Origin of the sequence: Agrobacterium sp. RC10-4-1 (assembly GCF_014138475.1) — a bacterium.
Taxonomy (GTDB): Bacteria; Pseudomonadota; Alphaproteobacteria; order Rhizobiales; family Rhizobiaceae; genus Agrobacterium; species Agrobacterium pusense.
Map to the genome: position 1 here is coordinate 121918 of NZ_JACJIT010000002.1, position 20692 is coordinate 142609.

Here is a 20692-nt window from a genome sequence, read left to right on the forward strand (position 1 = left end):
CCCGGCCGGTTGAAAGGGCGGGTTAAACGGGCCGGTCGAGGGGGCATAGTGCCCTTTTTGATCCGGGTCTCGCTATCCATGGAGTATTGCGTATGAAGTCGCGTGACAGCCTGGTTCGCCTGAAGGAATTTCAGGTTAATGAAAAACGCAGGCAGCTTAACCAGCTGCAGCAGATGATGTCCGAATTCGAGCGGATGGCAAAGGAACTGGTGCATCAGATCTCTCTGGAAGAGAGCAAGTCGGGCATTACCGATCCGACGCATTTCGCCTATCCGACCTTCGCCAAGGCCGCGCGCCAGCGGGCGGATAATCTTCAGGTTTCCATCCGGGAACTGAAGGCCCAGCAGGAGGCCGCCGAGGCATCGCTGGAAGAGGTGCAGGCCGAATATGAAAAGGCCGCCGCACTGGAAAACCGCGACGGAGCCATCCGCGCCCGCGCCTGACAGGTGGCGCAGAACTGACGAACCTCGTCCTCATTGACGGCTGCCGGTGGATCAGGAGGCGGCTTTCAATGACGGGACGACATGCTTTTTTTCGAAAGGCCGCTCCATCAGGGCGGCCTTTTGCCTTGCTGCTTCACCAGCGCGCCACGACGGGGCGGCCGCCCCGATTTCGATTGTCCGGACATGCGGAAAGGCGTATTTTACAGGGGTTCCGACCGTGAGCCGGAGGCTTTTACGCGCACGCACCCGTGCGGGTGCGGGCGGCCATTGCAGGGAGGAAAAAATGGCCCGCCAATATATCGATTGCCGTGAATTTCCCAGTGACAGCAGATGCACCGTTGCCATTTCGGCCGATTCCCAGGAGGAGCTGATGGAGGCGGCCGTGCAGCATGCCGTGGCCGTGCACGGCGCAAAGGATACGCTCGAATTCCGGGAAGAGGTCCGCCGGAGCATGCATGCCGGGACCCCACCGTTGAAGGTGGCGTGACACGCATTTATGAAATGACGCGATATTTGCAACGGCTGTGAGGGATTAAGCGTAAGCCGCTTTTTTCTTCTCCCCGCCGGGGAGAAGTTCGCGGCAGCGGGACGAGGGGGCAAGTTCTCCGCATATTACTGGCGTTTCCCCCTCATCCGACCCTTCGGGCTACCTTCTCCCCGGCGGGGAGAAGAAATATGCCGCGACGCTTGCGACTTCTGCCCTCAGACAGAGGATAAAGCGCGCTTAGCCCTGGATAACATCGGCCCAGTCTGGATGGCGCAGGGTCTGGGCCTTGAAGAAGGGGCAGAGCGGAATGATCTTCCAGCCGCCCTTGCGGGCTTCATCGATGGCGTGGGCGGCAAGTGCCTGGCCGACGCCTTTGCCGCGAAGCGCATCGGGCACGCCGGTATGATCGATGATGATGAGGGAAGGGGAGGTGCGGGAATAGGTCATTTCCGCCGTATGGCCGTCGACGGTTGCGAGATATTCGCCGCGCGATCCGGTTTCGGTTGTCTTGATATCCATTATCTCTGCCTTCCCATTGCTGTTCGTATCTCCACTGTAGCGGCTTGCGCCCGAATTGAAACAGCGGGATAGCGAACGCAGCGGACACAAACCGGTGACAATCTCTCACCGTCAGCAGGCATGGTTCTGAATGAAAAATCCGAAATCAAACCGAAAGCCCCGTCGATAAACTGACGGGGCGTTTTGAAAATCCGGCGTTGGGCGCCTTTGGCGCGCCGGCGCACTTTCTCAGTGGCGGTATTGCTGAATGCGCGTGGTGCGCAGGCCGGCAAGGCCATGATCGGCAATCGAGGACTGCCAGGACAGGAATTCTTCAACGGTGAGCGTATAACGCTCGCAGGCCTCTTCGAGGCTCAACAGTCCACCGCGCACGGCGGCAACAACCTCTGCCTTTCTGCGAATGACCCAGCGCCGGGTATTGGCAGGCGGAAGATCCGCAATCGTCAGAGGGCTGCCATCGGGGCCGATGACATATTTAACTCGTGGGCGTATCATTTCGGTCATTGGACACTCTATACAAACTCAAGACCATATGACGGGAACTTTAGCCCCGTACCTTTAAAAATTGCCTAAGCAGCTCGTGACAATTTATTAAGAATTTGAACGGTTTCGCCTGATTTGTTCGAGTCGCCTTATTTTGTCGGGGAAAAATTTTTCCAAAAATCGCAATTTTTCTCTCTCATCGGTTGTCCAGATCAGATCCACGCAAGCGAAAGGCACGTTTTGCCGTTGCCCTGGGTCAATTCCACCGTTCCCTCATGGTGCAGCCGCAGGCGGTCGCCGGCATCGAGGCGAAGGAAGGCGGTTGCCGACTGCGACGCGCCTGAGTCTGACACATTGCCCGCGATGCCGAAATCGGCCGCCGCGCCGTTGATCAACAGCGTCACCCGGTGGCCGGAAGACGAGACCACGGCAAGCGTCAATATGGCCAGATAGAGGCCCTTCGCTGGCACCACCAGGTCGCGCCCACCACCACTTGCCGCATCACCGAGGGCAAAGCCGCCCTCAGCGAGGGAGAGCACGGAAAAACCGGCGGCAGAGCCATTGGCCGGCTTCGTTGTGCCCGCCGGCAGGCCAGCGACGGCGAGCGGGCGGTTGGGCATCGAGACGCGACCATCGCCGCTGCAGACTATGGCGGTGTGCCATGAGGTCCCGTCCGTGCTGGCCTTGATCGAAAACCCGTCATTTCCGGCCAGGCCCATTTCCGCGCGGCCGCTCCAGCCGGACTGGAACAGCAATGAGGCTGTATCGGCCCGGCCCGCCTTGTTGATCGTCATGCGGTGGCTGCCGTCATCCTGCGGGTGGGTGAAAAGGCTGGCGGGGGAGGCGAGCGCCAGCCGGTTGACGGCATCGGCCTCCGTGCCGATTCCCATGCTTTCCAGCCGGCCGGTGGCCGGCAGTGGCAGGTCACGCCAGCCGCCGTCGCGCAGGACGCGATATCTGCTTTCGGCCGCAAACCATGCCGTCCAGCCGGGCTGCGGTGTGATCGAGAGCCACGCGCCATCCTGCCGGAAGGCGAGCCTGCCGCCCTTGCCGGCCCAATCGCCGGTAGCGTCGGCGGAGAGGAGGAAACAATCTCCCTCGGCGGCGTTTTCGGGCGGTGCGGCAACCACAGCCTTGACGACCAGCTGCACGATCGCGTCGAGCCGTTGCAGCGCCTCGTTGTGGGTGACGTGTTTCTGCGCCTGCGAGGGGAGGATATAGGGAAGCTGAAGTCTCGCCGTCTGTTCGGTCATGATGTGCCTTCCGCGCTGCGGTGTTTCGTTGCGGGGGCATTGTGAGGTGGTGGCGTGGGGTGGGGATGAGCGGGGGTTAATTATTTTTTGGGGGGCCTTGGTGTGTGTGGCTTTACCCCCCTCTGCCCTGCCGGGCATCTCCCCCTCAAGGGGGAGATCGGCAGGAAGCGCTACCGCCACTTCATTCGCAAACATTGAGATGGGGGGAGACCTATCCGCGAGTCGATCTCCCCCCTTGAGGGGGAGATGCCCGGCAGGGCAGAGGGGGTAAAGCCACACACACCGAAGCTCACCAATGCCGCCCGTCGCAAGAGCCGCAGCAAACGCCGAGCGCCCGTTACCCCGCGTGTTCCACCGCCATCGCCCCTTCGGCAATGAAATCCGGATTGGCCAGCGCATCCTCGCCATCGCCCTTCACCGCATAGGTTAGCGGAAGGCCCGAGCAGTCCAGCGTCCGGCCGCCGGCGGCGCGCAGCACGGCGTCGCCCGCCGCCGTGTCCCACATCATGGTGCGGCTGAAGCGCGGGTAGATATCGGCGGCACCCTCCGCCAGCATGCAGAATTTCAGCGACGAGCCGACAGAAATACAGTCCTTCAGTCCATGTTCGGCCACGAAGGCTTCCGTTCGTGCGGTGCAGTGCGAGCGGCTGATCAGCGCCACGGGGGAAGCGCCGCGCTGGCGGGCCCGGATGGGGTGGCGCGACAGGATGACGCCTTCGGCCGATATGGCGAGTTTTTCGGCGGCGTTGCCCTCGCCGGTCCACGCCTGTCCGCGACAGGGGGCGTAAACCACACCGGCCACCGGAGCGCCGTTGCGGATGAGCGCGATGTTGACGGTGAAATCATCCTTGCCGGAAATGAACTCCTTGGTTCCATCCAGCGGATCGACGAGAAAGAATTCCGCTCCGGTTTCCGGCAGGATGCCACTCGACACGGCCTCTTCGGCAACCACCGGTATATCGGAAAAATGGGCGGCCAGGGCCGCAAGAATGATCGCTTCGGCACGCTGATCGGCTTCCGTCACCGGCGAGCAGTCATCCTTGTACGACACGTGCGGGCCGGCACGGTGGACCGCCATGATGGCCTGCCCGGCGTCCAGCGCCGCTTTCGTCAATATGTCGATCATCTCTTTGCCAATTGAATCCCGTCTGCGGGATATCGCCGTTCCGATCTTCGCTACTCCTTTGCCCGCTGCCCGTCAAATAATGGCGTTGGACAATGCTAAAATAAGCATTCGACCGTCATTTTTTCAGCACTTCCTGCCAAAATCATGGCTCTTCTGATCGTGAAAGCGGCAGCTGGTGTGGAAATTCCAAATTTTGTGCAGGATCGCCCGTTTTTGACTTCACATTTTTAACGAACACGATATGCATTTTGAGGGTGGGGGTCTGCCTGCAAGGGCGCCCCTATAATTAACATAACGAGGCGTGGCCCATTTGAGGTCGTGCCCGGGGGAAAGACATGGAGTATTTTATCCAGCAGCTCATAAACGGGCTGACTCTTGGATCGATCTACGGCCTCATCGCTATCGGCTATACGATGGTTTACGGCATCATCGGCATGATCAACTTCGCCCATGGCGATATTTTCATGCTCGGCGGCTTCGCCGCGCTGATCGTTTTCCTGATCGTGACATCCTTTGTCGCCGGCATTCCGGTGGCGCTTCTTCTGCTTCTGATGATGGTCGTCGCCATGCTGATGACCGGCCTGTGGAACTGGGTGATCGAACGCGTCGCCTACCGCCCGCTCAGAGGCTCCTTCCGTCTTGCGCCGCTGATCACTGCCATCGGCATGTCGATCGCGCTGTCCAATTTCATCCAGGTCACGCAGGGTCCACGCAACAAGCCGATCCCGTCGCTGGTGACCGAAAGCTATCATTTCGGCGCCATCACCGTGTCGCTGAAGCAGCTGATCATCATGGTCGTCACCTCGGTGCTGCTCTTCGCCTTCTGGTATATCGTCAACAAGACCCCGCTCGGCCGGGCGCAGCGCGCCACCGAACAGGATCGCAAGATGGCGGCGCTGCTCGGCGTTGATGTCGACAAGACCATCTCCATCACCTTCATCATGGGTGCAGCACTCGCCGCGGTCGCCGGCACCATGTATCTGATGTATTATGGTGTTGCCTCTTTCAGCGACGGCTTCATTCCCGGCGTCAAGGCATTTACCGCAGCCGTTCTGGGCGGCATCGGCTCGCTGCCGGGCGCTGTTCTCGGCGGCCTCCTGATCGGCCTGATCGAATCGCTGTGGTCGGCCTATTTCTCCATCGCCTACAAGGATGTCGCGGCTTTCGGCATCCTGGCTTTCGTGCTGATCTTCAAGCCGACCGGCATCCTCGGTCGCCCGGAAGTCGAGAAGGTGTGATCCCATGGCCAATATCGCTTCCGAAAACACCTCTTCCGGCCCCAGCCTGATGGCGACAGCCGTGAAGGAGGGCCTGATTGCGGGCGTCATCTCGTTCGGCATGTTCATTCTTTATGTCGGCATCGTCACCTATCAGGACATCAACAACCAGCTGATCTGGGGCACGCGCTGGGGCCTTCTGGCGATCTTCGTCGCCGTTGCCGCCATCGGCCGCTTCCTTATGGTCGGCTTTATCAAGCCGTCGCTGGATCGTCGCAAGCTGGCCAAGGCCAAGAGCGGCGTTCTGGAGATTTCCGAGGAAAAGGGCTTTTTCCACAAGCACTTTCTGAAGCTGGCGCTGGTTCTGCTGCTGCTTTATCCCGTTATCGCGGTGCAGCTCTTCGGTTTCCAGGGCTCGCTGAAATTCGTCGACAATTTCGGCATCCAGATCCTGATCTATGTGATGCTGGCCTGGGGTCTGAACATCGTCGTCGGCCTTGCCGGCCTGCTCGATCTCGGTTACGTCGCCTTTTATGCGGTGGGCGCCTATTCTTATGCGCTGCTCTCCAGCCAGTTCGGCCTGTCGTTTTGGGTGCTGCTGCCGGTTGCCGGCATTCTGGCAGGCTTCTGGGGCATCATCCTCGGCTTTCCGGTGCTGCGCCTGCGCGGCGACTATCTGGCAATCGTCACGCTCGCCTTCGGTGAAATCATCCGTCTCGTGCTGCTCAACTGGACGGATGTGACCAAGGGCACTTTCGGTATTTCCGGCATCGCCAAGGCGTCGATCTTCGGCATCTGGTCGTTCGATGTCGGCGCGCCGAACAATTTCGCCAAGGCGTTCGGCCTGTCGATGTCCTCGGCCTATTACAAGATCTTCCTGTTCTACGTGATCCTGCTGCTGTGCATGCTGACGGCCTATGTCACCATCCGCCTGCGCCGCATGCCCATCGGACGGGCGTGGGAAGCGCTGCGTGAGGACGAGATCGCCTGCCGTTCGCTCGGCATCGATACGGTCATCACCAAGCTCACCGCTTTTGCCACGGGCGCAATGTTCGGCGGTTTTGCCGGCTCCTTCTTCGCCGCCCGTCAGGGGTTCGTTTCGCCGGAAAGCTTCGTGTTCCTCGAATCCGCCGTCATTCTCGCCATCGTCGTTCTCGGCGGCATGGGCTCGCTGACCGGCATTGCCATTGCGGCGCTCGTCATGGTCGGCGGCACCGAGCTTCTGCGCGAAATGGAGTTCCTGAAGCATGTCTTCGGGCCCGATTTCACGCCGGAACTCTATCGTATGCTGCTGTTCGGGCTTGCCATGGTCATCGTCATGCTGTTCAAGCCGCGCGGTTTCGTCGGCTCGCGTGAACCCACGGCTTTCCTTAAAGAACGCAAGGCCGTCTCCGGCAGCTTTACCAAGGAAGGTCACGGTTGATGGCTTCCGGAACAACAACAATGACACCCAATACCACTGGCGACACGATCCTCAAGGTCGAACATCTCTCGATGCGCTTTGGCGGCCTTATGGCCATCAACGACTTCTCCTTCGAGGCGAAGCGCGGCGAGATCACCGCATTGATCGGCCCGAACGGTGCGGGCAAGACCACGGTCTTCAACTGCATCACCGGCTTCTACAAGCCGACCATGGGCATGATCACCATGCGCCAGCAGGATGGCGAGACGCATCTACTCGAGCGCCTGCCGGATTTCGAAATCACCAAGAAGGCAAAGGTGGCGCGCACCTTCCAGAACATCCGCCTGTTTTCGGGCCTGACCGTTCTGGAAAACCTGCTGGTGGCGCAGCACAATGCGCTGATGAAGGCCTCGGGTTACACGATCCTCGGCCTTCTCGGCCTGCCCGCATACCGGCGGGCGGTGGATGCTTCTATCGAAAAAGCCAAATACTGGCTGGAAAAGGCCGATCTGATCGATCGCGCCGACGATCCGGCGGGCGATCTGCCCTATGGCGCGCAGCGCCGCCTGGAAATCGCCCGCGCCATGTGCACGGGCCCGGAACTGCTGTGCCTCGATGAGCCGGCCGCCGGTCTCAATCCGAAGGAATCCCTGGCGCTCAACACGCTGCTGCGCGGCATCCGCGACGAGGGTACGTCGCTGCTCCTCATCGAGCACGACATGTCCGTGGTGATGCAGATTTCCGACCACGTGGTGGTTCTGGAATACGGTCAGAAGATTTCCGACGGCACGCCGGACCATGTTAAGAACGACCCGAAGGTCATCGCCGCCTATCTGGGTGTCGAGGATGATGAAGTGGAAGACGTCATTGCGGAAGAACTCGACGGAGGAGCGGCCTGATGTCCGGTGAACCGCTTCTGAAAGTCCAGGGTGTCGAAACCTATTATGGCAATATCCGGGCTCTGGCCGGTGTCGATGTCGAAGTGAAGAGGGGCGAAATCGTCAGCCTGATCGGCGCCAATGGCGCTGGCAAGTCGACGCTGATGATGACCATCTGCGGCAGCCCGCAGGCGCGCGCCGGCCAGGTGATCTTCGATGGCGAGGACATTACCCAGCTGCCGACCCATCTGATCGCCCGCAAGCGCATCGCCCAATCGCCGGAAGGCCGCCGGATTTTCCCGCGCATGACAGTGCTGGAAAACCTGCAGATGGGTGCCAATCTCGATAACCTGAAATATTTCAAGGAAGACGTCGAGAAGATCTTCGTGATGTTTCCGCGCCTGAAGGAGCGTCAGAGCCAGCGCGGCGGCACGCTTTCCGGCGGCGAGCAGCAGATGCTCTCCATCGGCCGCGCGCTGATGGCGCGTCCGAAGCTCCTGCTGCTGGACGAGCCTTCGCTGGGTCTCGCTCCGCTGATCGTCAAGGGCATTTTCGAGGCGATCAAGAAACTCAATCAGGAAGAGGGTCTGACCGTCTTCCTCGTGGAGCAGAACGCCTTCGCCGCGCTCAAGCTTTCCGACCGCGCTTATGTGATGGTCAACGGCAAGGTGACGATGAGCGGTTCGGGCAAGGAACTGCTCGCCGATCCGCAGGTACGCGCCGCCTATCTCGAAGGCGGACGGCACTGAAAGATTTTACTTGCGCCGGAAATTTTGCGGCGCAAGACTGCAAACGGCGGTCCGTCGTCCTTTTGGTCAAAACCTTAAGGATCCATGGCGGGGCGTAAACAATAAAATGCCCGGCGGCAAACGACGGGACGACAGACAAGGCAGGGCCTGGGTATTCAGCCCGGCACTGATGGGGAAAGAGATGCAGGGCCTTTTTTTCGAGACGGATAACGGCGTGCGGTATGTTCTGCGCGCGTTGGTTGTTCTTCTGGGTTTCTGGACGGCTTGGCGCACCGGCAAATCCGTTGCCGACGGCTGGGGTGGTTATACGCGGGTGGTGATCTACACGCTCGCGCTCGGCGTGGTGATGCGGTTTTTGCATCACGCGCTGTTCGATGGGCCGTTCATCAACGGCTTCTACTACGTGTTTGACGTCGTTCTTCTTCTGGTTTTTTCCAGCATCGGTTTCCGCATGCGCCGGACGAGCCAGATGGTCAATAATTACTATTGGCTCTACGACCGCACGTCGGCATTTTCCTATAAAAAGAAAAATTGACAGCCGGTATTTTCCGGGGTCACTAATACTCGGCAGAGTGGAACGTTTCCTGTTCGGTTAAGGTGGGTACTGAACAGGTCCTCGCAAACAACCCATCCAAAGGAACTGGGAGTAAAGTAATGAAGAAGTCTCTTCTTTCCGCTGTCGCGCTGACCGCCATGGTCGCGTTTGGCGGTTCGGCCTGGGCCGATGTCGTGATCGCCGTCGGCGCACCGCTGACCGGCCCGAACGCTGCTTTCGGCGCTCAGATCCAGAAGGGTGCCGAACAGGCTGCGAAAGACATCAATGCCGCCGGCGGCATTAATGGCGAGCAGATCAAGATCGTGCTGGGCGACGACGTATCCGACCCCAAGCAGGGTATTTCGGTCGCCAATAAATTCGTCGCTGACGGCGTGAAATTCGTTGTCGGTCACTTCAACTCCGGCGTTTCCATTCCGGCGTCCGAAGTTTACGCCGAAAACGGCATTCTCGAAATCACGCCTGCCGCGACCAACCCCGTGTTCACCGAGCGCGGTCTGTGGAACACGTTCCGCACCTGCGGCCGTGACGACCAGCAGGGCGGCATCGCCGGCAAGTATCTTGCCGATCATTTCAAGGACGCCAAGATCGCCATCATTCACGACAAGACGCCTTACGGTCAGGGCCTTGCCGATGAAACCAAGAAGGCAGCCAATGCCGCCGGCGTGAAGGAAGCCATGTACGAAGGCGTGAATGTCGGCGACAAGGACTTCTCGGCGCTGATCTCCAAGATGAAGGAAGCCGGCGTTTCCATCATCTACTGGGGCGGCCTGCACACCGAAGCCGGCCTCATCATCCGCCAGGCGGCTGACCAGGGCCTGAAGGCCAAGCTCGTCTCGGGCGACGGTATCGTATCGAACGAACTGGCTTCCATCGCCGGCGACGCCGTCGAAGGCACGCTCAACACCTTCGGTCCTGATCCGACACTGCGCCCGGAAAACAAGGAACTGGTAGAGAAGTTCAAGGCCGCCGGTTTCAACCCGGAAGCCTATACGCTCTACTCCTATGCAGCCCTGCAGGCGATTGCCGGCGCTGCCAAGGCAGCCGGTTCCGTGGAGCCTGAAAAGGTTGCCGAAGCGCTGAAGAAGGGTAGCTTCCCGACGGCGCTCGGCGAGATCTCCTTCGACGAGAAGGGTGACCCGAAGCTTCCTGGCTATGTCATGTACGAGTGGAAGAAGGGTCCGGACGGCAAGTTCACCTACATCCAGCAGGGCAGCTAAACCTTTTGCGGCCCCCTATCGAAGCCCGGCAGTAATGCCGGGCTTTTCTTTTGCGCGACAGGCGCCACACTGGAGACAATAAGGCGAGAGACAAAACCTCCCGAAAACTGCAATGAGGGGTGGCAATGGCGATGAAACGGGTGGTGTCTCTAATCCTTGGTCTTGCCATGCTGGCGGTGGTGCTCGGTGGCGTTCATCTCTTCAGCAAATCCCGGACGACGCAATTGTTCGGAGAGATCATTCCGAGGGTCGGGACGCCGAAGCCGGTGGTGGCCCTGACGTTTGACGACGGGCCCTCGGTGCGTTTCACGCCTGAGGTCCTGGCGATCCTGAGGGAACGCGGGATCAAAGCGACCTTTTTTCTGACGGGCAAGGAAACTGAAGAAAACCTGCCGCAGGCCCGCATGATCGTCAGCGATGGCCATCAGGTTGGAAACCACAGCTATACGCATTCCAACATGGCCTTTATGGGACTGGGCAGGGTCGGGGACGAGATCGAGCGCACCGATGCGGCCATTCGGACTGCGGGTCATAAAGGTGAGATCATGTTCCGCCCGCCCTATGGCAAGAAGCTGTTCGCCTTGCCGTTATATCTTTCCCGGCATGAGCGGAAAACAATCATGTGGGATGTTGAGCCGGAATCCTATCCAGATATCGCCGAGGATGCAGCGGCTCTTGCGAAGCACGTTATCGAGCACACGAAAAACGGCTCGATCATCATCATGCATGTCATGTATCGCAGCCGCGAGGCTTCACGGCAGGCCTTGCCGCTGATCATCGATGGACTGCGTCAGCGCGGGTTCGAGTTCGTGACCGTGTCGCAGCTGCTGGAAAATCGCTGAGACAGCTGCGCTCCGTCCAGCCGCTCCAAAATGAAGTCAACACGCTCTTCGACGCCTGATTTCGGAAGGACGACGGTTTCATAGTCGAGAGCTTGATAATCCCTGACGAGGCGGTCGTATTCTGCCACGGCCGCGGCAAAATCATGCCGCCGCTCCGCGTCTGCCCGATAGATTTCCGGCCAGGGCGGGGTAAGGAAGACCAGCCTGTTATAGCGATGTTCGCGTTGCAGCGTTTCGATGACGGGGTCACCGCTGACCTCGCGTAGAGCCGAGGCGGCGTCGATCAGGCCGCGATCGAAGAAGACGGTGTCGTGCTCTGGCGCATGCTGACGGTCTTCAAGCGCCACAGCGATGGCGCGGCGCGCAAAGGCTTCGAGGTCTATCCACGGCAGAGCGTTGCCGCCATCGCGGATTTCTTCGATGACGATGCGGCGGCCGGGTTCCTCCACGGTGGCGAAACCGCGCCGGGCGAGCTCGGCGAGAAGCGTGGATTTTCCGCCGCCGGAGCAACCGGAGAGGATGATGAAACGGTTCATGGGTGTGCGTTCCTGTATTGGGGTTCAGGGCAGGGGGTGGTGATTTTTTGGGAGGTGGTTGCCGCCTATTTCTTCTCCCCCGCCGGGGAGAAGGTGGCCCGAAGGGCCGGATGAGGGGGCTAGCTCCCCGAATATCTTTGCCCTCGCCCCCTCATCCCGCTGCCGCGGACTTCTCCCCGGCGGGGAGAAGAAACAAGGGGTTACCGCTCGTTCAACAAGCAGAATTTGCGTATTTGAGCGAGAATGTGTCGGAAGAGCCTACCATAATTTGGCGAGCCGTCACCCCTGATGCAGAATATGCGCCGCCTTGACCGCGGCAGAGGCGCGGTTCTCCACGCCGAGCTTCACGTAGATCTGTTCGAGATGCTTGTTCACCGTCCGGGCGGACAGGCCGAGAATATCGCCGATATCGCGGTTGGACTTGCCCTTGGCGATCCACAAAAGCACTTCTGACTCCCGCGTCGTCAGCGCGAAATGCTCTTTCAGAAGGTGGTCATCCGACTTTTCGTTGGCGGCGGTCAGGCGAAACAGATGCTCATCCGGGCCCATCGCGCCGAGGAAGGAGAGCTGCAAGGCCGGGCGTCCGGCCTGGGTGATCGTCAGCGGTGCATCGCGACCGGTTTCCGACGCTGCCCTTTCGCCAAGCCAGCGGCCGATATGGCTGACGACGATTTCCATGCCGTCATCCCGGCCGGTCGCAGCGTTGACAAGACGCGTTGCCTGGGGTGTTGACCAGTGGATGGCTCCATTGGCGCGCACGGCAAGCAGGTGTCGGCCGGCGGCGTCAAGCGCCACGCGGGCGCTTTGCGCGGAACGGGCATTGGAAAGATGCACGCGGATGCGGGCGCGCAGCTCATCGATATTGATCGGCTTGGTCAGATAATCGACGCCGCCGGAGTCCAGCGCCCGCACCACATGTTCGGTCTCGGTCAGTCCCGTCATGAAAATGACGGGCACCTGCGCTACCGCCGCATTGGCCTTCAGGCGGCGGCAGGTCTCGAAACCGTCCATGGTGGGCATGACGGCGTCGAGCAGGATGATATCGGGCGTAATGCGTTCTGCAATGTTGAGCGCGGCCTGTCCCGATGTGGCGATGAGGGCGGAAAAGCCCGACTGTTCCAGCGCATCGGTGAGGAAACCGAGCGCTTCCGGGCTGTCATCCACCAGCAATACGATGTCTCTCGGGGCCGCCGCCTGAGCGCTCATGCCTTGAGGTCTCCCCTGTCACTGTCTTCGAACCGCTTGAGAAAATGCGCGTAACCGGCCAGATCGAAAGCCTGCACATAGGCGCCGAGCTCCTGCGTGAAGGGCAGGTTTTCCGTGTTGCGGGCAAGATCGGCGAGTTTCGCTTCGATGCCGCGTATGTAGCCTATTTCGCCCAGCCGCTGCAAATCCTGGATGTGAATGGCTCCCGGATGGACGATCTCGGCAGGCGGCTGCGGCTCCGGCGCGGGTGGCAGGTCGGTATCGTAAATCCATTTCAGCCCGAGATGCACGGCGAGCCTGTCGCAGAGGTGGCGGATATCGACCGGCTTGGCGATGGCGTCGTTGTGATTGTCATCGCCGGCGCCCGCGACAGTGCCGTCCCCTATATTGGCTGAGAGCATGATGAGCGGGGCCGTCTGACCCGCCTCGCGCAGCTTCGTCACCAGCTGCCAGCCGGTCATGCCGGGCATGGAAATATCGATGAGGAAAAGATCGGGCTTCACGCCTTCGATGAGTGTGAGACATTCGGGACCGGATTGCGCCGTCAGCACGACGAAATCGAGCGGCGAAAGCACCTGCCGCATCAGCTCGCGATGATCCTCGTTGTCATCGACCACGACGATGGTGCGGCGTGGACCGGAATAGGAGCGGATGGTCTTTTCCGGCGCCGGCGCCGTGCTTGGCCGGTGCACGGCGGATAGCATGAGGCGCACGCGGAAGGTGGAGCCTTTGTCCTTTTCGCTGGAAACGGAAATCTCGCCGCCGAGCGTATTTGTCAGAAGCCTTGTGATGGTGAGGCCGAGGCCAAGCCCTGGCATCGGGCGCACGCTTTCGGCCTCGCCACGCTGGAAGGGTTCGTAGATGCGGGCGAGGTCTTTTTCGGCAATGCCGCGGCCGGTATCGGACACGGTGAAGCTCGCCACCTGGCTGCGATAACCGACATCGAAGGTGACGGCGCCATGATCGGTGAACTTGATGGCGTTTGAAAGCAGGTTGACGAGGATCTGGCGCAGCCGCTTTTCATCGGTTCGCACATATTGAGGCAGAGCGGGCGAGCGGTCGTGGCGGAATTCCAGCCCCTTGGCCTGCGCCTGCGGGCGGAACATATCGACAATCTGATCGAGGAAATCCTGAATGTTGATCTCGTTGGAATAGACCTGCAGGCGGCCCGCCTCGATCTTGGAAATATCGAGAAGTCCGTCGATCAGACCAGAGAGGTGGTCGGCGGAGCGGCGGATGACCTTGATCGCCGATTGGCGGGGAGGGGGAATGGTCTCGTCACGTTCGAGGATCTGGGCATAGCCGAGAACGGCATTCAGCGGCGTGCGTAGCTCGTGACTGAGGCCCACGACATAACGGCTCTTGGCGCGGTTGGCGGCCTCAGCCGTTTCCTTGGCATCCTGGAGGGCGGCGTCGGTCTTCTTATGGGCGGCGATTTCCTTCAAGAGCAGCGTGTTCTGGCGGGAGGATTCCTCTTCCGCCACCACCCGGCTGTCATGGGCAAGGACGAGGAACCAGCAGACGATGCCGGCAATGACGGCGAAGACGAAAAACACGATGAGGATGGTGCGGTTCACCACATCTGCCGTTTCCGGCGAGGCCGTGCCGACCTGATGCGCGATCATGGCGAGAATGCCGCCGATTGTGGTGACGGCAATCGCCGCCGCCATGCCGTAACGCCCGAGGCGTGTGGCGAGTTTTGCCACAAGCTGTCTCGGCAGGAAGGTCTTGGCGACGGTGGCGACCTGATAGTTCAGCTTCGCCTTCGGCTTGCACATGTCGTGGCAGCGGCTGTCCAGCGAGCAGCAGAGCGAACAGATCGGCGCGGCATAGGCCGGGCACCAGGCCATGTCCTCAGGCTCGAAAGGGTGCTCGCAGATGGAGCAGGTGATACTGCTTTCCGTGCGCCATTGCTGGCGCGGCTTGCGGGCAAGGTAGAATTTGCCTTTGGTGCCCCAGGCAATCAGCGGCGAGGCGATGAAAGCGACGATGAGTGTGAGATAGGGCGCGAGCGAGGCGGCGAGCGGGCCGAAGGTGCCGAAATGCGCCATCAGCGCAATGGTGGCGGAAAGCGCCATGGAGCCGACGCCAACGGGATTAATGTCGTAGAGATGGGCGCGCTTGAACTCTATGCCCGGCGGGGCAAGGCCAAGCGGCTTGTTGATGAAGAGATCGGCCGAGATGGTGCAGAGCCACGCCATGGCGATGATGGAGAAGATGCCGAGCGTTTCCTCAAGCAGCCGGTAGATGCCGAGTTCCATCAAGAGCAGCGCAATGGCCACATTGAACACCAGCCAGACGACGCGGCCGGGGTGGCTGTGGGTGAGGCGGGAGAAAAAATTCGACCAAGCGAGCGACCCCGCATAGGCGTTCATGACGTTGATCTTCAGCTGCGAGACGACCACGAAGGCGACCATCAGCAGCATTGCCGCCGTCTGGTTTGGGATCATGTAACCGAAGGCGGTGAGATACATTTGCGCCGGATCGGCGGCGCGATCGACCGAAACGCCGGAGCTGAAGGTCAGCACGACAAGGAACGAGCCGGCCAAGAGCTTCGGTACGCCGACAACAACCCAGCCCGCACCGGCCAGAAAGACGGCGAGGCGGTGGCGCAGGCGGCTTTGGCCTTCGGCGGGGAGGAAGCGGAGGAAGTCCACCTGTTCGCCGATCTGCGACATCAAAGCCAGAATGACGGCGGAGGCTGCGCCGAATTCCACGAGATTGAAATCCGCGATGGTGCCCGGCGGGCCGGAGGCGTGGTGAATGCCGGCAAAGGCGCGCCAGAGATCGTATTTCTCCCAGTCCATCAAGGCGATGAAGATGAAGGGCAGGATGTTGAGGACGATCCAGAAGGGCTGGGTGACGATCTGGAAACGGCTGATAAGCCGCACGCCATGGGTGACGAGCGGAATGACCATGACGGCGGAGATGATGTAGCCGATCCAGAGCGGAATGCCGAGCGCCAGTTCCAGCGCGCCGGACATGATCGACGCCTCGATGGCAAAGAGCATGAAGGTGAAGGCGGCGTAAATCAGCGAGGTAATGGTGGAGCCGATGTAACCGAAGCTTGCGCCGCGTGTCAGCAGATCGATATCGACGCCGTGGCGGATGGCATAACGGCTGATCGGAAGGCCGACGGCGAGCATGGCGACGGCAGCGACAAGGATGGCGTAAAAAGCGTTGGTGGTGCCGTAGGAAAGCGTGATTGCCCCGCCGATGGCTTCCAGCGCCAGAAAGGAAATCGCGCCGATGGCGGTGTGGGAAATGCGGTTGGAGGAAAATTGCCGGGCGCTCTTGGCGGTAAAACGCAACGCATAATCTTCCAGCGTCTGGTTGGCGACCCAGCGGTTATATTCGCGCCTGACGGGGATGATGCGTTGCCGTGCCGCCATGCCTACTGAGCGCCTTTCCGCCCGCGGCCTTTCACAGGCGCACCGACATTCCGCCATCCACCGTCAGCACATGGCCGTTGACGAAGGAGGCCGCGTCGCTGGCCAGAAACAGGGCCGCACCGGCAATCTCGTCCGGTCTGCCCCAGCGCTCCAGCGGTACACGAAGCTTGGCAAAGGCCACCATCTCAGGATTTTCGGCAAGGGCGGCGTTGGTTTCGGTGGCGAACATGCCCGGCGCAATGGCGTTGCTGGTGATGCCGCGCGCGCCATATTCCACGGCGATGGCCCGCATCAGGCCCGTCAGCCCCTGTTTGGCGACGGGATAGATCGCATCGCCCGGCCGCACGATGTGGCCAAGAATGGAGGTAATGGTGATGATGCGGCCATGGGCCTTTGCCGCCATGGCTTCCGCCGCATCGCGCGACAGGGAAATGGAGGAGGTGAGGTCTGTGCGGATCAATTCCAGCACGTCCTCGTCGCTGAACTCGGACAGCGGGCGGCGGTCGCGCGCGCCGACATTGTTGACGAGAATATCGAGGTGGCCGAGTTCGCTCATGATGCGGTGGACCAGCGCCGCCCCGGCTCTGGTATCGGCAATATCGAAGGCGGCATAATCGGCCTTTCCGCCCGCTTCGCGCAGCGTGTCAACCGCCTGTTGCAACGTCTCGGCATTGCGGCCGGTCAGCCAGACGTGGGCGCCAGCTTCGGCAAAGGCTTTGGCGATTTCAAAACCGAGGCCGCGGCCGCTGCCGGTGATGATGGCGGAGCGGTTCTTGAGGGAAAATTTGTCGAGAATGCCCATCGTTCACCTTTCTGCTCGAAAGCACATGGCCTGCTTTGAGGCACCGGGGCGAACCCTGTCCGGGTCAAGGAAGCGGCGATGCCATCGCTCAAAACCACGCAGATGCCTGCGCCGGGATGACTATGCCGCATGTGGCGACGGGCGAAAGGTCACCTGTCCGCCTGGCCGTTCGGTGGACAGAAAAATGGCGTCGCCCGGTTCGGGCGACGCCATCAGTTCGATATCAGGCAGCAGCCGACTTTGCGAGCGGCACTTCCGCGATCGTCTTCAGAACGACGGAAGCGATCTGGTAAGGGCAGCCCTGCGAGTTCGGACGACGGTCTTCGAGGTAACCCTTGTAACCGTTGTTGACGAAGGAGTGCGGAACGCGGATCGACGCGCCACGGTCTGCCACGCCGTAGGAGAACTTGTTCCACGGAGCGGTTTCGTGCTTGCCGGTCAGGCGCAGGTGGTTGTCCGGACCGTATACGTCGATGTGCTCTTTCCAGTTCTTGGCAAAAGCGGCCATGAGGGCTTCGAAATAGTCCTTGCCGCCAACTTCACGCATGTACTTGGTGGAGAAGTTGCAGTGCATGCCCGAACCGTTCCAGTCGGTGTCGCCGAGCGGCTTGCAATGGAATTCGACGTCGATGCCATACTGTTCGCAAAGACGCAGCAGCAGGTAGCGAGCGATCCAGATCTGGTCGGCGGCGCGCTTGGAGCCCTTGCCGAAAATCTGGAATTCCCACTGGCCCTTGGCCACTTCGGCGTTGATGCCTTCGTGGTTGATGCCGGCTTCGAGGCAGAGATCAAGGTGCTCTTCAACGATTTCGCGGGCAACCGAACCGACGTTCTTGAAGCCGACGCCCGTGTAGTAAGGACCCTGCGGAGCGGGGTAGCCCTGTTCCGGGAAGCCGAGCGGGCGGCCGTCCTGGTAGAAGAAGTATTCCTGCTCGAAGCCGAACCATGCATCTTCGTCGTCGAGGATGGTTGCGCGGCTGTTCGACGGATGCGGGGTGACGCCATCGGGCATCATGACTTCGCACATGACGAGCGCACCGTTGGAGCGGGCCGGATCCGGGTAGATCGCGACGGGCTTCAGCACGCAATCGGAGGAGTGGCCTTCGGCCTGCTGCGTGGAGGAGCCATCAAAGCCCCAAAGCGGCAGCTGCTCGAGTGTCGGAAATTCATCGAATTCCTTGATCTGGGTCTTGCCGCGCAGGTTGGGGACCGGCTTGTATCCGTCCAGCCAGATGTACTCGAGTTTGAACTTAGTCATTACGAACCTCTCATAGGTAACAATGCGAAGCCTTGAGGCCTCCCGCGGCTTTCACCACCGGAAGCGCATTCGCGTTCAAGGGCTGACCCCTTAGATGCATGCCGCGTGCCAGATTCGCGATATCCCGCGATTTTTTCGAAAAATCTTTCAGGGGCCTTTGGCGCAGGGCCTCTGGATTTCCTGCAAAGGGGCTTCTGTTGCGACGCAGCAGGGTAAATCACCCCTCAAGTTTCATCATTGAATCCTGATAGATAGCTGGCGCCCGGCAGTCCCATGCGATGCTGCGATGCAGGAAATTCAATTGCGCGCGAGGGATTGGCATTTGCCCTAAAAACCAGCGCTTTCGGAATGGTTTTTCTTGTCGAAACCACTGTCTATGCCTATATTTTCCGCAACGTGATTTTTTTTTAATCAAAGGGAGCGAATCCGGCTTTCACGGGTTTGATTCCACGACCAAGTGCTTCGATGCAAACAGAGTGAGATGACCGAAATGGCGACTGGCTTTCATCGTGAGACGGCAACGATCTACCAATTCCCTGTTGGCGGGCGCGCTGGCGTCTCCAAGTTCCGCACCAATGGCTTGAGCGACCTCGAACGCGAGGCGAGAGAGCCGCATGTGGATTTCGGCTCCTGGTATCATGACGAGGCGATCCGGGACGAAGAGAGCGACCGCAAGCCGCATTCTTGATGTGAAACGTTGCCGCGCCTTTCTTCTCCCCGGTGGTGAGAAGGTGGCCGAAGGGTCGGACGAGGGGGCTAGCTCTCCGTATATCTCTGGCCTCACCCGCTCATCCGCTGCGCGGACTTCTCCCCGGCGGGGAGAAGAAACAAGCCGAGACCTCTCGGTCTACATAGGCCGCTCTGTCCGGTAGTCCCGTCCCCTGCACCTTTCGCCACCCCGACTACGTCAATTGACGTATACGGTTTCGCGCTTACGAGATCGATAGTCCCTCCAGCAGCGGCCGAAGATGCCGCTGAGCCTCCACGAGAGGCCAACAAGGAGAGGGGTCCTTCCGATGATGTTCCGCAAGACGCTCAGTGCCGCGCTGCTTGGCGCAATCCTGTCCACCACCGCCTTCCACGGCGCCTTCGCTGCCGATGACACGATTAAGGTCGGCGTGCTGCATTCTCTTTCCGGTACGATGGCCATTTCAGAAACCACGCTGAAAGACGCCATGCTGATGCTCATCGATGAGCAGAACAAGAAGGGCGGCGTGCTCGGCAAGAAGCTTGAAGCCGTCGTGGTCGATCCGGCCTCCGACTGGCCGCTTTTCGCCGAAAAAGCCCGCCAGCTGATTTCTCAGGACAAGGTCGCCGCCGTTTTCGGCTGCTGGACGTCCTCCTCGCGTAAATCCGTTCTGCCTGTTTTCGAAGAGCTGAACTCGATCCTGTTCTATCCGGTTCAGTATGAGGGTGAAGAATCCTCGCGCAACATCTTCTACACGGGTGCCGCCCCCAACCAGCAGGCCATTCCGGCCGTGGATTACCTTGCCAATACCGAGGGCGTCGAGCGCTGGGTTCTGGCCGGCACGGACTATGTCTATCCGCAGACCACCAACAAGATCCTGAAGGCCTACCTGATGTCGAAGGGCGTCAAGGAAGAGGACATCATGATCAACTACACGCCGTTCGGTCACTCCGACTGGCAGACGATCGTGTCCGACATCAAGAAATTCGGCTCGGCCGGCAAGAAGACCGCCGTTGTTTCCACCATCAATGGTGACGCCAACGTGCCCTTCTACAAGGAACTGGCCAACCAGGGCATCAAGGCCGAAGACATTCCGGTCGTCGCCTTCTCGGTGGGTGAAGAAGAGCTCGCCGGTCTCGATACCGCGCCGCTGGTCGGCCACCTTGCCGCCTGGAACTACTTCCAGTCCGTCGATGCGCCAGTCAATGCCGAGTTCATCAAGACCTGGCATGCCTTCACCAAGAACGACAAGCGCGTGACCAACGACCCGATGGAAGCCGCCTATATCGGTTTCAACGCCTGGGTTAAGGCCGTGGAATCCGCCGGCACGACCGATACGGACAAGGTTCTCGACTCGATCATCGGCGTTTCCGTGCCGAACCTCTCTGGCGGTTACTCCACCGTCATGCCGAACCACCACATCACCAAGCCGGTGCTGATCGGTGAAATCCAGGCCGACGGCCAGTTCGAAATCGTGCAGCAGACACCGCAGGTGGTGGGTGACGAATGGTCGGATTATCTGCCGGACTCGAAGGATCTGATCTCGGATTGGAGGAAGCCGATGTCCTGCGGCAACTTCAACGTGGCCACGGGCAAGTGCGGCGGCAAGGGTAGCTGATTAGCGGGGGCGCTGTGATG

General features: G+C 60.3%; 20 protein-coding genes. 11 read left to right on the forward strand and 9 right to left on the reverse strand.

Annotated elements, in window-relative coordinates:
- Positions 1–92: 92 nt before the first annotated feature.
- Both FHW77_RS04940 and FHW77_RS04945 read left to right on the forward strand, forming a co-directional pair.
- Positions 93–443 (forward strand): flagellar export protein FliJ, encoded by a 351-nt coding sequence (locus FHW77_RS04940; RefSeq protein WP_003491821.1) that lies wholly within the window; start codon positions 93–95, stop codon positions 441–443.
- Positions 444–726: 283 nt separating this feature from the next.
- Positions 727–930: a DUF1059 domain-containing protein gene (locus FHW77_RS04945; protein WP_004443364.1), complete on the forward strand. Its 204-nt coding sequence runs from the start codon at positions 727–729 to the stop codon at positions 928–930.
- A 237-nt stretch (positions 931–1167) separates the two neighbouring features.
- Here FHW77_RS04945 and FHW77_RS04950 read toward each other — a convergent pair whose 3' ends face one another.
- The 4 genes from FHW77_RS04950 to cysQ form a co-directional block, all read right to left on the reverse strand.
- Positions 1168–1449 carry a GNAT family N-acetyltransferase gene (locus FHW77_RS04950; RefSeq protein WP_004443362.1) on the reverse strand — a complete coding sequence of 94 codons (282 nt, stop codon included), beginning with the start codon at positions 1447–1449 and terminating at the stop codon, positions 1168–1170.
- A gap of 228 nt (positions 1450–1677) precedes the next feature.
- Positions 1678–1953 carry a CtrA inhibitor SciP gene (gene sciP / locus FHW77_RS04955; RefSeq protein ID WP_003491799.1) on the reverse strand — a complete coding sequence of 92 codons (276 nt, stop codon included), beginning with the start codon at positions 1951–1953 and terminating at the stop codon, positions 1678–1680.
- A gap of 191 nt (positions 1954–2144) precedes the next feature.
- Positions 2145–3185, reverse strand: coding sequence for a DUF2793 domain-containing protein (locus FHW77_RS04960; protein WP_004443360.1), 1041 nt, complete (start codon positions 3183–3185; stop codon positions 2145–2147).
- Positions 3186–3522: 337 nt separating this feature from the next.
- Entirely contained in the window at positions 3523–4311 is a 789-nt protein-coding gene (gene cysQ, locus FHW77_RS04965; protein ID WP_004443358.1) for a 3'(2'),5'-bisphosphate nucleotidase CysQ, read from the reverse strand.
- A 335-nt stretch (positions 4312–4646) separates the two neighbouring features.
- Between cysQ and FHW77_RS04970 the strand changes: the two genes are divergently transcribed.
- The 7 genes from FHW77_RS04970 to FHW77_RS05000 all read left to right on the forward strand — a co-directional run bounded on the left by FHW77_RS04970 (position 4647) and on the right by FHW77_RS05000 (position 11172).
- Positions 4647–5549: a branched-chain amino acid ABC transporter permease gene (locus FHW77_RS04970; protein WP_004443357.1), complete on the forward strand. Its 903-nt coding sequence runs from the start codon at positions 4647–4649 to the stop codon at positions 5547–5549.
- 49 nt (positions 5550–5598) lie between these two features.
- Complete coding sequence (gene livM / locus FHW77_RS04975; RefSeq protein WP_373887383.1) at positions 5599–6951, forward strand: high-affinity branched-chain amino acid ABC transporter permease LivM; 1353 nt, start codon at positions 5599–5601, stop codon at positions 6949–6951.
- Positions 6951–7829, forward strand: a complete 879-nt coding sequence (locus FHW77_RS04980; protein ID WP_034498713.1) for an ABC transporter ATP-binding protein — start codon at positions 6951–6953, stop codon at positions 7827–7829. The genes livM and FHW77_RS04980 overlap by 1 nt, the downstream gene beginning before the upstream one ends.
- Positions 7829–8557, forward strand: coding sequence for an ABC transporter ATP-binding protein (locus tag FHW77_RS04985; protein ID WP_004443349.1), 729 nt, complete (start codon positions 7829–7831; stop codon positions 8555–8557). The genes FHW77_RS04980 and FHW77_RS04985 overlap by 1 nt, the downstream gene beginning before the upstream one ends.
- A gap of 181 nt (positions 8558–8738) precedes the next feature.
- Positions 8739–9092: a DUF6867 family protein gene (locus FHW77_RS04990; RefSeq protein ID WP_004443347.1), complete on the forward strand. Its 354-nt coding sequence runs from the start codon at positions 8739–8741 to the stop codon at positions 9090–9092.
- A gap of 119 nt (positions 9093–9211) precedes the next feature.
- Complete coding sequence (locus tag FHW77_RS04995) at positions 9212–10330, forward strand: branched-chain amino acid ABC transporter substrate-binding protein (RefSeq protein ID WP_004443345.1); 1119 nt, start codon at positions 9212–9214, stop codon at positions 10328–10330.
- A gap of 125 nt (positions 10331–10455) precedes the next feature.
- Positions 10456–11172, forward strand: a complete 717-nt coding sequence (locus FHW77_RS05000; RefSeq protein ID WP_044459661.1) for a polysaccharide deacetylase family protein — start codon at positions 10456–10458, stop codon at positions 11170–11172.
- On the opposite strand, the gene FHW77_RS05005 is transcribed toward FHW77_RS05000, so the two are convergent.
- The 5 genes from FHW77_RS05005 to FHW77_RS05025 all read right to left on the reverse strand — a co-directional run bounded on the left by FHW77_RS05005 (position 11121) and on the right by FHW77_RS05025 (position 18366).
- The gene (locus FHW77_RS05005) at positions 11121–11708 is read right to left on the reverse strand and encodes an AAA family ATPase (RefSeq protein ID WP_044459660.1); all 588 of its coding nucleotides are present in this window, start codon (positions 11706–11708) and stop codon (positions 11121–11123) included. The genes FHW77_RS05000 and FHW77_RS05005 overlap by 52 nt on opposite strands.
- Positions 11709–11987: 279 nt before the next feature.
- Entirely contained in the window at positions 11988–12914 is a 927-nt protein-coding gene (locus tag FHW77_RS05010; protein ID WP_004443339.1) for a response regulator transcription factor, read from the reverse strand.
- On the reverse strand, positions 12911–16306 hold the full coding sequence (locus FHW77_RS05015) for a hybrid sensor histidine kinase/response regulator (RefSeq protein WP_004443336.1): 3396 nt from the start codon (positions 16304–16306) through the stop codon (positions 12911–12913). Before FHW77_RS05015 ends, FHW77_RS05010 begins: the two co-directional genes overlap by 4 nt.
- 31 nt (positions 16307–16337) lie before the next feature.
- Positions 16338–17108 carry an SDR family oxidoreductase gene (locus FHW77_RS05020; protein WP_004443332.1) on the reverse strand — a complete coding sequence of 257 codons (771 nt, stop codon included), beginning with the start codon at positions 17106–17108 and terminating at the stop codon, positions 16338–16340.
- Between the two features lie 223 nt (positions 17109–17331).
- Complete coding sequence (locus FHW77_RS05025; RefSeq protein WP_004443330.1) at positions 17332–18366, reverse strand: glutamine synthetase beta-grasp domain-containing protein; 1035 nt, start codon at positions 18364–18366, stop codon at positions 17332–17334.
- A 481-nt stretch (positions 18367–18847) separates the two neighbouring features.
- Here FHW77_RS05025 and FHW77_RS05030 point away from each other — a divergent pair, with 481 nt between their 5' ends.
- Positions 18848–19054, forward strand: a complete 207-nt coding sequence (locus FHW77_RS05030) for a DUF2735 domain-containing protein (protein ID WP_006700348.1) — start codon at positions 18848–18850, stop codon at positions 19052–19054.
- Positions 19055–19382: 328 nt separating this feature from the next.
- Positions 19383–20672 (forward strand): urea ABC transporter substrate-binding protein, encoded by a 1290-nt coding sequence (urtA, locus tag FHW77_RS05035; RefSeq protein ID WP_004443324.1) that lies wholly within the window; start codon positions 19383–19385, stop codon positions 20670–20672.
- Positions 20673–20692 lie beyond the last annotated feature (20 nt).